At 72.7% G+C, this 14004-nt stretch carries 11 protein-coding genes; 9 read left to right on the forward strand and 2 right to left on the reverse strand.

Annotated features, from left to right (window positions below):
• The first annotated feature begins 79 nt into the window (after positions 1-79).
• Genes AB0F15_RS09040 through AB0F15_RS09055 form a run of 4 tightly spaced genes read left to right on the forward strand, consistent with a single transcriptional unit; the run spans position 80 to position 7639 of the window.
• The gene (locus AB0F15_RS09040; RefSeq protein ID WP_360267904.1) at positions 80-1537 is read left to right on the forward strand and encodes a hypothetical protein; all 1458 of its coding nucleotides are present in this window, start codon (positions 80-82) and stop codon (positions 1535-1537) included.
• On the forward strand, positions 1537-2337 hold the full coding sequence (locus AB0F15_RS09045) for a hypothetical protein (protein WP_360267505.1): 801 nt from the start codon (positions 1537-1539) through the stop codon (positions 2335-2337). The genes AB0F15_RS09040 and AB0F15_RS09045 overlap by 1 nt, the downstream gene beginning before the upstream one ends.
• A 12-nt stretch (positions 2338-2349) precedes the next feature.
• Positions 2350-6810, forward strand: coding sequence for a hypothetical protein (locus tag AB0F15_RS09050; protein ID WP_360267508.1), 4461 nt, complete (start codon positions 2350-2352; stop codon positions 6808-6810).
• 37 nt (positions 6811-6847) lie between these two features.
• Positions 6848-7639, forward strand: a complete 792-nt coding sequence (locus AB0F15_RS09055) for a TIGR03620 family F420-dependent LLM class oxidoreductase (RefSeq protein ID WP_360267511.1) — start codon at positions 6848-6850, stop codon at positions 7637-7639.
• On the opposite strand, the gene AB0F15_RS09060 is transcribed toward AB0F15_RS09055, so the two are convergent.
• Positions 7636-8118 (reverse strand): nuclear transport factor 2 family protein, encoded by a 483-nt coding sequence (locus AB0F15_RS09060; RefSeq protein ID WP_360267514.1) that lies wholly within the window; start codon positions 8116-8118, stop codon positions 7636-7638. The two genes, AB0F15_RS09055 and AB0F15_RS09060, sit on opposite strands and share 4 nt — an antisense overlap.
• 38 nt (positions 8119-8156) lie before the next feature.
• On the opposite strand from AB0F15_RS09060, the gene AB0F15_RS09065 reads away from it, so the two are divergent.
• On the forward strand, positions 8157-8501 hold the full coding sequence (locus tag AB0F15_RS09065; protein WP_360267517.1) for a helix-turn-helix transcriptional regulator: 345 nt from the start codon (positions 8157-8159) through the stop codon (positions 8499-8501).
• Here the strand turns inward: AB0F15_RS09065 and AB0F15_RS09070 are convergent.
• A complete protein-coding gene (locus AB0F15_RS09070) occupies positions 8482-9126 on the reverse strand; it encodes a LysE family translocator (RefSeq protein WP_360267520.1) in 645 nt (214 codons plus the stop codon). The two genes, AB0F15_RS09065 and AB0F15_RS09070, sit on opposite strands and share 20 nt — an antisense overlap.
• Positions 9127-9197: 71 nt before the next feature.
• Between AB0F15_RS09070 and AB0F15_RS09075 the strand changes: the two genes are divergently transcribed.
• From AB0F15_RS09075 to tpiA, 4 genes are all read left to right on the forward strand, one after another.
• Positions 9198-10379 (forward strand): winged helix DNA-binding domain-containing protein, encoded by a 1182-nt coding sequence (locus tag AB0F15_RS09075; RefSeq protein ID WP_360267522.1) that lies wholly within the window; start codon positions 9198-9200, stop codon positions 10377-10379.
• 587 nt (positions 10380-10966) lie between these two features.
• Positions 10967-11971: a type I glyceraldehyde-3-phosphate dehydrogenase gene (gene gap, locus AB0F15_RS09080; RefSeq protein WP_360267525.1), complete on the forward strand. Its 1005-nt coding sequence runs from the start codon at positions 10967-10969 to the stop codon at positions 11969-11971.
• 5 nt (positions 11972-11976) lie between these two features.
• Positions 11977-13191, forward strand: coding sequence for a phosphoglycerate kinase (locus AB0F15_RS09085; RefSeq protein ID WP_360267527.1), 1215 nt, complete (start codon positions 11977-11979; stop codon positions 13189-13191).
• Positions 13191-13976 (forward strand): triose-phosphate isomerase, encoded by a 786-nt coding sequence (gene tpiA / locus AB0F15_RS09090; protein WP_360267530.1) that lies wholly within the window; start codon positions 13191-13193, stop codon positions 13974-13976. The genes AB0F15_RS09085 and tpiA overlap by 1 nt, the downstream gene beginning before the upstream one ends.
• Positions 13977-14004: the final 28 nt, after the last annotated feature.

Here is a 14004-nt window from a genome sequence, read left to right on the forward strand (position 1 = left end):
ACGTTAGCCCGTCACCCGCGCGTGCGCAGAGGGTGGCCGACTAGCCTGGCCTGCTGTGCGAGACGATGACAGGGCGGCGATGGGACTGGCCGACGAGGGGCTGACCCGCCGCCTCAAGGCGCTGGCCTGCACCGCGCCGCTGCACGACCTGGACGCGCGCAAGGCGAAGCTCGACTGGGCCGACGCCACGGTCTACCAGATGGCCGAGATCGCGCTGCACACGATCGACCAGGTCACCATCGCCATGGACTTCGACACCGGCGCCGGCCACGACGAGGTCATCGACCGGCTGCTGCCGTTCATCGCGCAGCAGGCGCCGTCGCGGATGCCCGAGGAACACGTCCGCGTCGCGAAGTGGGTCCTCGACAACCTGATCAACGTGGGCACCACCGACCGCGGGTTCCGGCGCGTCTACGGCTCGATGGGACCCGGCGGCTACCAGCGGCGGCAGTTCGACTTCAAGCTGCTCGTCGAGCTCGCCGCGCGCGACGGCGAGGTGTACCTGCGCGCCACCGACGAGGCGATCAACGTCCTGGTCGGTGCCCTCGACACCGACGTCGAGTCGGCCCAGATCGCCGCCGAGGTCAAGCTCGAGAACCTGATCGCGCGGGGCCGGCTGGCCGACGCGAAGCTGGCCGCCGAGCAGGCCCGCTACCGGACCGTCCAGTACGGCGAAACGCTGCGCGCGAAGCTCGACGCGACCCGCCGCGACGTCCGCTCGGTCGACTGGGAGCGTGAGGTCCCGGAGCTGCTGGACAGCGCGCTGAGCCACATCGAGACCCGGTTCCGCGCCGAGAACGCCATCCTCAAGAACATCACCATCGCCCGCGACGACACCGAGGACCTCGACCGCAAGCGCCGCGCCGCCGAGCTCGTCGACATCGTCGGCGACTGCATCCGCCGCCACACCCGCCTGCAGTCCCGGCTCGCCGACGCGGGCGCGGTGTTCCGCGCCGAACAGGACCGCCAGCAGTTCTCGGGGCCGCCCCAGCGCGCCACGCTCGACCTCTTCGGCCAGCTCCTCGTCCCGACGCTCGGGCTGCCGCTGGCCGACGCCGTCGCGCCGGCCGAGCACTTCTTCCACGCCGTCGCCGGCATCTCCGCCCCGGTGGTGCCGTCGCTGTCCTCGCTGGTCTCGCTGCTGCTGCGGCCCGCGCCCGAGCGTGACCAGCTGGTCGGCGAGATCCCGGAACCGGAGCTCATGCCCGCCGACGTCACCGACAAGTTCGGCGACGACGTCTGGCGGCGCGCCGACGAGCTGCTCGACCTGCCGGAGGTGCCGCGGCGGCTGTCCGGCGTGCTGGAAGAAGCCCGCCGCTGCCGTCAGCCCGGCCTCGCGGCCCTGGTCGCGCTGCGGGCGGTCCACGCCTACAGTCCCGGGGTCGGCGCGGCGCGGCGGCAGGGCGACCGTTCGGTGCTGCTCGCCGTCGACGACGGCACGCTGCTCGACGACCCGGAGTTCGGTGGCGCCGACCTGCTGCTGTCCACGGCCGCCGTCGAGCGCGCCGACGAGGAAGAAAGCGAGGAGGTCGCCTGATGGCGCTGTCCCACAGCAGCGTGGACGCCGAGGCCGCGGCCCGGCTGGTCGCCTTCGGCATGCGGCCGAAGCAGCTGCCCGCGCGTGACGTCGTGTACGGCGACCTCGTCCGGCGCTACGGCGAGGACAACGCCTTCAAGGCGCTGACCCACGCCGTCGCCGCCGGGCTCGGGCTGATGGTGCTCGAGGTCAACCAGCAGGCCGGCGCCGTGCTCGCGGCCACCGACGAGTCCGTCTTCGAGATCAAGATGGACTCCTACGCCCGGCAGGCCAAGATCCGCGAGCGCCGCGAGACGGAAAAGGTGCTGCACGGCCTCATCCACCTCGCCACCGCCGCGCTCGGCTACCCGCGCCCGGACGACCTCGCCAACGACACCTACATCGGCCGCGTCAGCGTCGAGCAGGTCGACGCGATGGTCCGCGAAGCGGCCCGGATGCTCGACGAGCGTGCCGCCCAGGCCGAGGCGAACAACGACCCCCTGGCCGACGCGCCCGAGCTGGAACAGGCCTGGCGCGCGTACACCCGGCGTCCGGCCGCGGCCGCCACCAAGGACGGCCGCCTCGCCGCCGACACCACCCGCGGCATGGTCAGCCGCGCCCTGCGGTTCCTCGCCGACCAGGGGTTCCTGGTCCCGGTGAGCGACGAGCAGGGCGGGACCTACCGCACCACGCCGCGCTACCAGATCCAGGTCCGCGAACTCGCCGCCGACGCCGCCTTCGACGACCTCCTGGCGCTCGACGTCGTCACGGTCGCGAACGCCGGGGGCACGCTGCGCGCCGCGGCGTCGGACACGCTGTAAAGAGGGGAATCGATGTACGAGCTTTCGCGGGTCCGCCTGCACTCGGTGGGTCCGGCGGGTGCCCGCTACCAGGACGTGGTGCTCGACTTCAGCGGCGTCGGCGCCAAGATCACCGCGCCCCAGCAGGACGCGCTGTTCAGCGCCGGCATCCACGCGACCGGGCCGGCCGAGCTGCGCCGCCCGTCGCCGGCGAGCGTGCTGTTCCTCGAGAACGGCGGCGGCAAGTCCGTGCTGATCAAGCTGATCTTCTCGGTGATGCTGCCCGGTCGCCGCCAGGTCGTCGGCACCACCAGCACGAAGGTGCTCGAGAAGTTCGTCGCGGCCAAGGACGTTTCGCACGTCGTCCTGGAGTGGCTGCACGTCGAGAGCGGGCACCGGATCATCACCGGCAAGGTCTCCGAATGGCGCGGGCACGTCGTCTCCGCCGACTCCGAGAACCTGGTCGACTCCTGGTACTGCTTCCGCCCGACGCCGGCGCTGGGGCTCGATTCCTTGCCGATGACCCAGGACGGCCGGCTGCTCACCATGTCCGGCTTCCACGACAAGCTCACCGCGGCGCAACTGGCCGAACCGGAGCTGGAACTGTCCTGGACCCGCCGGCACCACGAGTGGACCGGCCGGCTCGACGGCCTCGGCCTCGACACCGAGCTGTTCCGCTACCAGCGCGCGATGAACGCCGGCGAAGGCGAGGCGGCGGACGCGTTCGCCTTCGGCACCGACGACGCGTTCGTCGACTTCCTGCTGCGCGCGGTCATCTCCGAAGACGAACCGAAGGACCTCGCCGAAGTCGTAGCGACCTACGCGCACAACCTCGCCCAGCGCGGCGATCTCCTTTCCGAGCGCGACTTCGTGGCCGGCGCCCTGGAGCTGCTGGGCCCGCTGGCCGCCGAAGAAGGCGTCGCCGCGGAGTCGCGGAAGATCGCTGAATCAGCGAAAGCTGACATGGCCGGGCTGGCCGGGCGCGTGGCCGCCCGCCACGAGCTGGAGAACGCGCGGCTGTCCGGGCTCGAAGACCACGTCGCCGAGGTGAAGACCGCCGAGAAGCTCGCCGAGGGCGACCACCGGCGGCTCGCCGCGGCCGTCACGGAGCTGCGCCGGCTCGTCGCGGTGCTGCGGCTGGACGAGGCCCAGGAGGTCCGCAGGCGCGTCGACGCCGAGCTGGCCGACGCGAAGACCGAGGCCGAGGCCTGGCGCGAGACGGCGACCGTGCTCAACCAGCTGAACGCGGCGCGCAAGGCGAAGGACCTGCGCGAGCTCGTCGGCGGCCGGGAGGAGAAGGCGCGTCCGGCGCTCCAGGCGCGCAACGCCGCGGCCGCCGCGCTGGCTCGCGGATTGCACTCCCTGGCGCAGGACGCCCAGCGGCAGGCCGACAAGGCCGAGGCGCACGCGGGCGCGTTGCGTGCCGAAGCCGAGAAGGCGCAGACCGAACGCGACGAGGCCGCCAATCTCGCGGCCGCCCGCCGGGCCGAAGCGCGGGGGCTGACCGCGCGGATCACCGAGCTGCGCGAAGAGGTCCAGAACGCCGTACGCGCGGGGTTGCTGCCTTCGGGCACCGACGTCGCCGACGCTTCGCGGGCCGCTCGCGGCGCCGCCGAAGCGGCCGCCGCCGAACTCACGCGGCGGGAGCAGGAGCTCGACCGGGTCGCGACGGACCTCCAGGCCGCGCAACGGGCCGTGAACGAGGCGCACCAGCTCGCCGGCACCACCCAGGACCGGCTGGAACGCGCCACCGAGGACCTCGACCGGGCCCACCGCCGGACCGACGCGCTCGCCGCCGAAAGCCGGCTGGTGGAGCTGCTCGGCGCCGACGACGTCGCGCTCGAAAGCGACCTTCCGGTGCTGCTGGAGCGGTTGCGCGAAGCGAGCGCGGCCGTCGAGAAGGAGCAGACCGCGCTGCGGATGGAGGAGTCCGCCGACGAGCGGGCCCTGGCCGCGCTGGGGTCGGGCGGGCTGCTGCCGCCCCCGGAAGACGTCCAGGCCGCCCTCGACGTGCTGGAGGAGGCCGGGATCACCGCGTGGTCCGGCTGGCGCTATCTGTCCAAACTGGACATCGACCGGCGGGTCGAGGTGCTGGACAGCCTGCCGCAGCTGGTGTCCGGGGTCCTGCTGAACGACGCCGCGCACGCCGATCGCGCCCGCGAAGTCCTCACGAAGCGGCGGTTGCTGCCGAGCGCGATCATCGCCGTCGGCACGACCGATGCACTGCAGGCCGAGGCGCCGTCCGCGCCCGGTGTCGAGTTCTTCGTGCCGCCGAACCCCGCGATGTACGACGAAGAAGCCGCCGACGCCGAGCGCGAAGCCGTGGCGCGGCGGCACACCGAGCGGCAGCGGCGGCTGGAAGCGTTGTCCGCCAAGCTGTCCGCCGACGGCGCCTTGACGTGGAAGCTCACGACGTGGCGCGAGGACTACCCGCCCGGCGCCATCGCGACCCTGGCCGAGCTGGCCCAGGCGGCCCGCACCGCGCGGGAGACCGCCCGCACGGCGCTGGCGCAGGCCGACGCGGACTTCGCGCGGTTGAGCGAGAAAGCCGCGTCGCTGCGCGAGCGCGTCCCGGAGCTGCGGGTGGCCGCCGCGGAGGCCGAGGAGAAGGCCCGGCGGCTCGGCGAGCTGGGCACCCGCAGCGCCCGGATCGCGGAGTGGACCGAGGACGCCGAGCGCGCGACCGAGATCGCCGAGCGCGCCGACCTGCAGGCCGCCGACGCGGCGGGGCACGCGGCGCGGCTGCGGGAGCAGGCGGGGGAGGAGCAGCGCACCGCCGACGGCCACCGCCGGACCGCGACCACCGCGCGCGCCGAACTGGCCGAAGTGCCCGGCGCGGCCGAGGCGGCCGAAGGCCCGGTGCCGTCCGAGCCGGTCGACGCGCTGCGCCGGACCTACCTGTCGGCGTCCGAGTCGTACGCCAAGGTCGAGGTCGGCAGCGACCTGCGGGCCGAGCTGGAGCAGGCCGAGTCCGCCGAAGCGGCCGCGGGGTCGGCCGTCGAGTCCCTCGACGCGGCCGTGTGCGCCCGGGCGGCGGAACTCCTCGAGACGCCCGACGGCTCCGACGCGTCGGCCCGCGCGGCCGCGTTGGCGCGCGCCCGCCGGGTCGTCGACAGCCTGGAGGACGAGCGCACCGAGGCGATCGGGCTCGTCTCGACGCGGCGCGCCGAACTGGACGCGCTGCCGCTGCAGAACGGCGTCAACGGGGAGAAACCGCAGGACATCGAGCACGGCCTGGAGCTGATCGACGCGGCCGGGCTGGAGGCGTCGGCGGCCGCGCGGAAGTGGGAAGAGCTGCAGGACCGCCGAGCCGCGGCGGAAGCGACGCTGGAGTCGGCCCGCACTTCGGCGTCGGGGTTCGCGCTCCTCGCCGAATCGATGGCCCACCTGGTGACCGGCCACGCGGCCGCCGCCTACGACGGCGACGCCGACACCGCACGGGCCCAGCACGCGCGGCTGAACGCGACCTTCACCGAAGCCCAGGAAGCCGCCGACGCGGGCGACCGGCGGGTGCGCGCGGCCGCGGACCAGCTCGCGCAGTACGCGACCGAAAAGCGGTTCGAGAAGCTGAGCACGCCGGTGCGGCAGCAGGTCATCTCGGTCAAGCGCGACCAGCTGCCCGCGCACGCCGCCGAGTGGGCGGAGGCGCTGCGGCCGCGGCTGCGCTCGCTGACCGACGACCTCGCCCAGATCGACCGGCACCGCGGTGGCATCATCACCCGCCTGCAGGGCATGGTCGACGGCGCGCTGCGGACGCTGCGGTCGGCGCAGCGCGTCTCCCGGCTGCCGGACGGTCTCGGCGACTGGTCCGGGCAGGAGTTCCTGCGCATCCGCTTCGCCGAGCTGGAGGACAACGCGCTCGCCGAGAAGCTCGGCGAGGTCGTCGACGAGGCCGCCGTGGGCAAGACCGCCGACGGCCGCGACGTCAAGCGCGACGGGCTGTCCCTGGTGCTGCGCGGGGTCCGGGCGGCGGCGCCCAAGGGGTTCCGGGTCGACATGCTGAAGCCGGACTCGGTGCTGCGGACCGAACGCCAGCGCGTCTCGGAGATCCGCGACGTGTTCTCCGGTGGTCAGCAGCTGACCGCGGCGATCATCCTCTACTGCACCCTCGCCGCGCTGCGGGCCAACAACCGCGGGAAGGCCCGCAACCGGCACTCGGGCGTGCTGTTCCTCGACAACCCGATCGGCCGCGCGTCGGCCGGGTACCTGCTGGAGCTGCAGCGGGCGGTGGCCGAGGCACTGGGCGTGCAGCTCATCTACACGACGGGCCTCTTCGACGCGGGCGCGCTGGCGGAGTTCCCGCTCATCGTGCGGCTGCGCAACGACGCCGACCTGCGGGCGGGCCGGAAGTACCTGTCCGTGGACGCGACGATCCGGAACTCCCTCGAGGACCTGGGCGAGCCGGACGGCGTGGCGCGGCTTTCGGCGACGCGGATGTTCACGCGAGCCCCCGAAGACCCCGCCGATTCCGCTGTGGACGAACAATCGGCCTGAGGGGAACAACGCGGCCGGCTTCGCGGTTGCCGCGCGCATGACGAACCTGGGGCCGCTGGGGGCCACTCACACCGCACTGGACACCGACGCCGCCGTGGCGACCGCCACCGAACTGGAGGAGCTGGGCTACGCCACGCTCTGGCTGGCCGGTGGCCAGGGGAACAACCTGCCGCGCATCGCCGAGGTCGTCCGCGGGACGTCCCGGATCCAGGTGGCCAGCGGAATCCTCTCGGTCGACCGGGTGCCGTCGGCCGAGGTGGCCGCCGCGTACTCGGAGCTGCCGGCCGGGCGGTTCGTGGTCGGCCTGGGCGGGGCGCACGGCGCGCGGCCGCTGGCCACGATGCACGACTACCTCGACGAGATCGAGGACGTCGTGCCGCCGTCCGCGCGGATCCTTTCGGCGCTGGGGCCGCGGATGCTGGAGCTGGCCCGGGACCGCGCTTCGGGTGCGTACCCGTACCTCGTGACGACCGACTACGTCGCGTCGGCGCGGGAGATCCTGGGCGCCGGGCCGCGGCTGGCCGTGCTGCTGAGCGTGGTGGCGGAGACCGATCAGGCCAAGGTGCGCGAGGTGGTGCGGGGCGGCTCGCTGAAGTTCCTGGCCGGGGTTCCGGGGTACGTGGCCAACTTCCGCCGCATGGGGTTCACCGACGCGGACATCGCGGACCTGTCGGACCGGCTGGTCGACGGCCTCACCGTCTGGGGTGACTTCGACGCCGTGGTGGCGCGGTTGCGGGAGTTCCGGGCCGCGGGCGCCGACCAGGTGGTCGTTTCCCTCGACAGCCTGCCGCGGGAGTGGTGGCCGGAGCTGGCCGGCGCGCTGGCCTAACCGCGGAGCGCGGCCTGGTAGGCGGCGAGGGCTTCGGCGTCGTCGATGCTGCCGTGGTGGTGGACCTGCACCCAATGACCCGCTTCGTAGGCGAAGAACCGCGTCGTGCGGATGCTCAGGGGAACGGTTTCGGTCACGCGGTATTCGCCGGTCTCGCGGCCGGCGAACACCGCGTGGCCGTCGCCGGCGTACTCGACGATGTCGCTCAGCGTCACGGTGACGCGGGCCGGGCCGTGGAAGACGCGCTCGTACAACGCGGTGATCGCCTCGCCGCCGCGCAGGATGCCGCCGAGCGGGTTGTTCAGCTGGGCCAGGGGATCGCTCGTCCAGACCTGGCGGAACGCCGCGAGATCGCGCTGGTTGAAGGCGTAGTAGAAGGATTCGAGCGCGGCCAGGGCGCCCTCCCGGCCGGGCTTCGTGGCCTCGTCGAGGCGGTTGCGCGCGTCGGGGCCGAAGGCGGTGTCGAGGTGCCGGGCCATGGCTGCTCCTTCTAGAGTGTTCGATGGAGGTCGACCAGATGAGTGTACGACAGTCATCGAACAGTGCGCGAGCCCGCGGGCTGACCCACGTGCCGCCGGGCGAGGTCACCCTGCAGGACGCCCTCGCGGCGCTCGCGGATCCGGTGCGCCGCAGCATCCTCCGCGAGCTGGCGGCCGTGCCGGAGTGGACGAAGGCGTGCGGCACGTTCGACCTCCCGGTGGCGAAGGCGACCCGCAGCCACCACTTCACCGTGCTGCGCGCGGCGGGCCTGATCGAGCAGCGCGACGAAGGCGCGCGGCGGCTGAACCGCTTGCGGCGTCCCGAATTCGACGCGGCCTTCCCGGGGTTGCTCGACCTGGTGCTCAGTCACCCCGGCCCGTGAACGCCAGCGTCGTGCCGAGGCCGATCATGACCAGGCCGCCGGTGCCGCCGACCAGCTCCAGCCGCCGCGGCGAGCGGGCGAACCACGCGCGGGCGGTGCCGGCGACCAGCGCCCACGCGCTGTCGGTGGCCAGCGCGATCGCGGGCAGGCAGAGGCCGAGCACCAGCATCTGGGCGGGCACGGACCCGGCAGCGGGGTCGACGAACTGGGGCAGCAGCGCGGCCAGGAACACGATCGACTTCGGGTTCGCGAAGCCGACGACGAAGCCGTCGCGCAGCACGGTCGGCACCCGGCCCGGTGTGGCGCGCACCTTCGCGGCCATCGCGTCGGACAGCTTCCGGCGGTGGCGCACGGCTTGGATCCCCAGGTACACCAGGTAAACCGCGCCGGCGACCTTGATCGCGGTGAACACCGCGGCCGACGTCGTCACCAGCGCGCCGAGACCGAAGGCGACCGCGACGACCTGCGTGTACACGCCCACGGAGTTGCCCACGACGGTGAGCAGCGCGTCGCGCCGCCCGACGGTGAGCGCGCGGCTGATCGTGAACAGCACGCTCGGCCCGGGGACCACGACCATGAGGAACGTCAGCGCGGCGAAGGCCGCCAAGTGCGCACCGGAGACCATTTCGCGAGGCTAGCGCCTGGCCGGCCCGGCGACCAGGCGGTTTTGTCGGTGGCAGGTGGTAGGAACAGCGGGTGCCTCCGAAGATCAGTATCGAGCAGCGCCGGGCCCGCCTCGCCGTCCGCCACCACCTCGCCGCGCCCGCGGCCTCGGTGGCCGACGCCGTCGCCGGGGTCGTCGCGCTGCACGCCACCGACCCGGCGACCGTCCACCTCTCGGCGTCCGCGCGGCTGGCCGGTCCGGCGGTGTCGTCGGTGGAGCGGGCGCTCTACGAAGACCGGACGTTGGTGCGGCTCCTCGGGATGCGGCGCACGGTGTTCGTGACGGACCTGGACACGGCGGCGCTGGTGCAGGCCGGCTGCGCCGCGGACATCGTCGTCAAGCAGCGGAAACTGCTCGAACAGCACCTCGGCCGGCAGGGGCACCCGGAGAACGTGCCGGAGCCGGGGAAGTGGCTGGCCGACGTCGAGGCGTCGGCCGAGGCGGCCCTGCGCACCCGCGGCTCGGCGACAGCGCAGCAGCTGACCGAGGACGAACCCCGCTTGCGCCAGCAGCTGCTGATGGCGGCGGGCAAGCCGTACGAGGCGATCGGCAACGTGACGAGCCGCGTGCTGTTCCTGCTGGCGGCGGGCGGCCGGATCGCCCGCGGCCGTCCCCGCGGCAGCTGGCTCAGCACCCAGTACGTCTGGCACCTCCTCGACGAGTGGGTGCCGGGCGGGTTGCGTCCGTGGGACGCGGAGGAGGCCCGGGCGGAGCTGGCGCGGAGGTGGCTGCGCGCGTACGGTCCGGCCCCGGCATCCGACCTCCGGTGGTGGACGGGCTGGTCGGCCGGCCAGGCGAAGAAGGCGCTGGCGGCGCTGGAGACGGTCCCGGTCGACCTCGACGGCGAGCCCGGAGTGGCACTGGCGGACGACCTCGACCCGGTGCCGGCACCCCCTCCGTGGGTGGTGTTCCTCCCGGCCCTGGACCCGACACCGATGGGCTGGCAGGACCGCGACTGGTTCCTCGGCGCCCACCGAGCGGCCCTGTTCGACCGCAGCGGCAACATCGGCCCGACGATCTGGGCGGACGGCCGGGTGATCGGTGGCTGGGCCCAGCGGCCTTCGGGGGAGATCGCGTACCGCCTGCTGGAGGAGGTGGGCACAGAGACGCGCGCGCTGGCGGAGGCGGAAGCGGCCCGGTGCGCCGGCTGGTTCGGCGATGTGCGGGTGACGCCCCGGTTCCGCACCCCGCTGGAACGCGAGCTGGCCGGCTGAGGAGGTTGAAGAGAGCGGAAACCCCGCCCTATGCAGGGGGCGGTTCCGATGCCGGGGTGGCGCTTGGCCTTGCGTGCGGGCGGCCCAGATGCCCGGGCGCGCGCCCGGCTCTGCGCACGGGCGCCCGGCTACTCGAGTCCGCGGCCCGCGGAAGGCGCGCCGGTCCGGTCGGCTCGTTCACCTCATCGCCCGCCGCGGCCCGGTCCCGCCGTCGCTGGATCGGTCGAGTCATCGACCTCACGCCCGCGCCGAAGCCGGCCGGCGCCGTCCCCGGAACCGGCCGCCGAAGCCCCGCGGCACCCCGGCGGCTGAATCCTTCAAGATCCCGCCGCCCCCACCGCCGGTCCGGCCGCCGCACCCGGCACTCCCAGCCGGAACCGGTCCCGGACCCCGCGTCGCCCACCCGGGCCGTCCACCCCTCGCGACCCTGCGGAGCGCCCCGGTTTCTTAATCGATTCTTGACCCGTTCGCCAAGTGGTGGAAGTCTCGTCAGGGCAGTCAGGGACGCGCATGCCCGCACGCTAGGGTGGCGCCGAGCCCGCAAGTCACGGCCGGGACTCCGGCCGATCCTCAGAGGAGTGGCAGCAGTGACCGTTCGCGTAGGTGTCAACGGCTTCGGCCGCATCGGCCGCAACTTCTTCCGCGCCGTGCAGGCCAGCGGTCACGACATCGAGGTCGTCGCCTTCAACGACCTCGGCGACGTCGCCACGATGGCCCACCTGCTGAAGTACGACTCCATCCTGGGCCGGTTCCCGGGTGCGGTCAGCGTCAGCGACGAGGGCATCGTCGTCGACGGCAAGACCATCAAGGCCCTCGCCGAGCGCGACCCGGCCAACCTGCCCTGGGGCGACCTGGGCGTGGACGTCGTCGTCGAGTCGACCGGCTTCTTCACCAACGCCGACGCCGCCAAGGCGCACATCGCCGGCGGTGCCAAGAAGGTCATCATCTCCGCGCCCGCCAAGGGCGAGGACCTGACCGTCGTCCTCGGCGTCAACGACGACAAGTACGACGGCTCGCAGAACATCATCTCGAACGCCTCCTGCACCACCAACTGCCTCGGCCCGCTGGCCAAGGTCCTGCAGGACGCGTTCGGCATCGAGCAGGGCCTGATGACCACGATCCACGCGTACACGCAGGACCAGAACCTGCAGGACGCGCCGCACAAGGACCTGCGCCGCTCGCGCGCCGCCGCGCTGAACATCGTGCCGACCTCGACCGGCGCCGCGAAGGCCATCGGCCTGGTCCTGCCGGAGCTGCAGGGCAAGCTGGACGGTTACGCGCTGCGCGTCCCGGTGCCGACAGGCTCGGCCACCGACCTCACGGTCACCCTGACCAAGGCCGCGACCCTCGAAGAGGTCAACGCCGCGTACAAGGCCGCCGCCGAAGGTGCGCTGTCGGGCTACCTGCGCTACAACGAGGACCCGATCGTCTCCTCGGACATCGTCACCGACCCGGCGTCCTGCATCTACGACGCGCCGCTGACCAAGGTCATCGGCAACCAGGTCAAGGTCGTCGGCTGGTACGACAACGAGTGGGGCTACTCCAACCGCCTCGCCGACCTGGTCAAGCTCGTCGGTTCGAAGCTCTCCTGAATCCGATGAGCGTCAAGAACCTCGAAGACCTGCTGGGCGAGGGCGTTCAGGGCCGGTACGTACTCGTGCGTTCCGACCTGAACGTCCCGCTCGACGGGGATCGCATCACCGACGACGGCCGGGTCCGCGCGGCCCTGCCGACGATCAAAAAGCTCGCCGACGCGGGCGCCAAGGTCGTCGTCACCGCGCACCTCGGCCGCCCCAAGGGCGAGCCGGACCCGAAGTACACCCTCGCGCCCGTCGCGAAGCGGCTTTCCGAGCTGCTCGGCGCCGAGGTCGCGCTGGCCGGTGACCTGGTCGGCGAGTCCGCCAAGGCGCTGACCGGCGGCCTGGCCGGCGGTCGTGTCATTTTGCTGGAGAACGTGCGCTTCGACGCCCGCGAGACCAGCAAGGACGCCGTGGACCGCTCCGAGCTGGCCGCCGAGCTGGGCGCGCTCGTCCCGGGCGGCGCGTTCGTCTCCGACGGCTTCGGCGTCGTCCACCGCAAGCAGGCCTCGGTCTACGAGGTCGCTTCGGTGCTCCCGGCGTACGCGGGCGGCCTGGTGCTGGCCGAACTGGACGTGCTGAAGAAGCTCACCGACGACGTCCAGCGGCCGTACGTGGTCGTGCTCGGCGGCGCGAAGGTGTCCGACAAGCTCGGCGTCATCGCGAACCTGCTGACCAAGGTCGACCGGCTGCTCATCGGCGGCGGCATGGCGTACACCTTCCTCAAGGCCCAGGGCCACGAGGTCGGCAACTCGCTGCTGCAGGCCGACCAGCTCGACCAGGTGAAGGGCTTCCTCGCCGAGGCGGAGAAGCGCGGTGTCGAACTGGTGCTGCCGGTCGACGTCCTCGCCGCGACCGGGTTCTCGGCCGACGCCGAGCACGAGGTCGTCGCCGCCACCGCGATCCCGGCCGACCGTGAGGGCCTGGACATCGGCCCGGAGACGCGCGAGCTGTTCGCCGGCAAGCTGGCCGACGCCAAGACCGTGTTCTGGAACGGCCCGATGGGCGTGTTCGAGTTCGAGGCCTTCTCCGGCGGCACCCGTGCCGTCGCGGAGGCGCTCGTGAAGAGCGACGCGTTCACCGTGGTCGGCGGCGGTGACTCGGCGGCCGCGGTGCGGCAGCTGGGCCTGCCCGAAGACGGCTTCTCGCACATCTCCACCGGCGGCGGTGCCTCGCTGGAGTACCTCGAAGGCAAGGAACTGCCGGGCGTGACCGCTCTGGAGGAGAAGAACTAGTGGCACGCAAGCCGTTCATCGCCGGCAACTGGAAGATGAACCAGAACCACCTCGAGGCGATCGCGCTGGTGCAGAAGATCGCCTTCGCGCTGCCGGAGAAGTACTACGCGAAGGTCGACGTGGCGGTGCTGCCGCCGTTCACCGACATCCGCAGCGTGCAGACCCTGGTCGACGGCGACAAGCTGTCGCTCACCTACGGCGCGCAGGACATCGCACCGCAGGATGCGGGCGCCTACACCGGGGACATCTCGGGCCTGATGCTGGCCAAGCTGGGCTGCAAGTTCGTCACCGTCGGCCACTCGGAGCGGCGCGAGTACCACGCCGAGACCGACGAGCTGGTCAACAAGAAGGTCAAGGCCGCGCTCAAGCACGGCATCACGCCGATCCTCTGCATCGGGGAGAAGCTCGAGGTCCGCGAGGCCGGCGAGCACATCCACCACACCACGACGCAGCTGATCGACGGCCTGAAGGGCCTCAAGGCCGAGCAGGTCTCCGGCGTGGTCGTCGCGTACGAGCCGGTCTGGGCGATCGGCACCGGCAAGGTCGCGTCGTCGTCGGACGCCGAAGAGGTCTGCAAGGCCATCCGCGCCACCCTCCAGGAGAAGTACGGCGACGAGGTCGCTTCGTCCGTCCGGGTGCTCTACGGGGGATCGGTGAAGTCGGGCAACATCGGCGAACTGGTGGCCTGCGACAACATCGACGGTGCCCTGGTCGGCGGAGCGAGCCTCGACGGTGAGGAGTTCACGAAACTCTGCGCACTCGCCGCGGGCGGGCCGCTGCCCTGATCGAGGCCACGACCGGGTAGCCTGTGTA

It is taken from the genome of Amycolatopsis sp. NPDC026612 (assembly GCF_040638285.1).
Taxonomy (GTDB): domain Bacteria; phylum Actinomycetota; class Actinomycetes; order Mycobacteriales; family Pseudonocardiaceae; genus Amycolatopsis.

Bases quoted from the DNA above. Each gene is read 5' to 3' on its own strand.
- AB0F15_RS09060 (WP_360267514.1), bottom strand. From the start codon at position 8,118: ATGGCCCGGCACCTCGACACCGCCTTCGGCCCCGACGCGCGCAACCGC.
- AB0F15_RS09040 (WP_360267904.1), top strand. From the start codon at position 80: ATGGGACTGGCCGACGAGGGGCTGACCCGCCGCCTCAAGGCGCTGGCC.
- AB0F15_RS09085 (WP_360267527.1), top strand. From the start codon at position 11,977: ATGAGCGTCAAGAACCTCGAAGACCTGCTGGGCGAGGGCGTTCAGGGC.
- AB0F15_RS09070 (WP_360267520.1), bottom strand. From the start codon at position 9,126: ATGGTCTCCGGTGCGCACTTGGCGGCCTTCGCCGCGCTGACGTTCCTC.
- AB0F15_RS09045 (WP_360267505.1), top strand. From the start codon at position 1,537: ATGGCGCTGTCCCACAGCAGCGTGGACGCCGAGGCCGCGGCCCGGCTG.
- AB0F15_RS09065 (WP_360267517.1), top strand. From the start codon at position 8,157: ATGAGTGTACGACAGTCATCGAACAGTGCGCGAGCCCGCGGGCTGACC.
- AB0F15_RS09055 (WP_360267511.1), top strand. From the start codon at position 6,848: ATGACGAACCTGGGGCCGCTGGGGGCCACTCACACCGCACTGGACACC.
- AB0F15_RS09050 (WP_360267508.1), top strand. From the start codon at position 2,350: ATGTACGAGCTTTCGCGGGTCCGCCTGCACTCGGTGGGTCCGGCGGGT.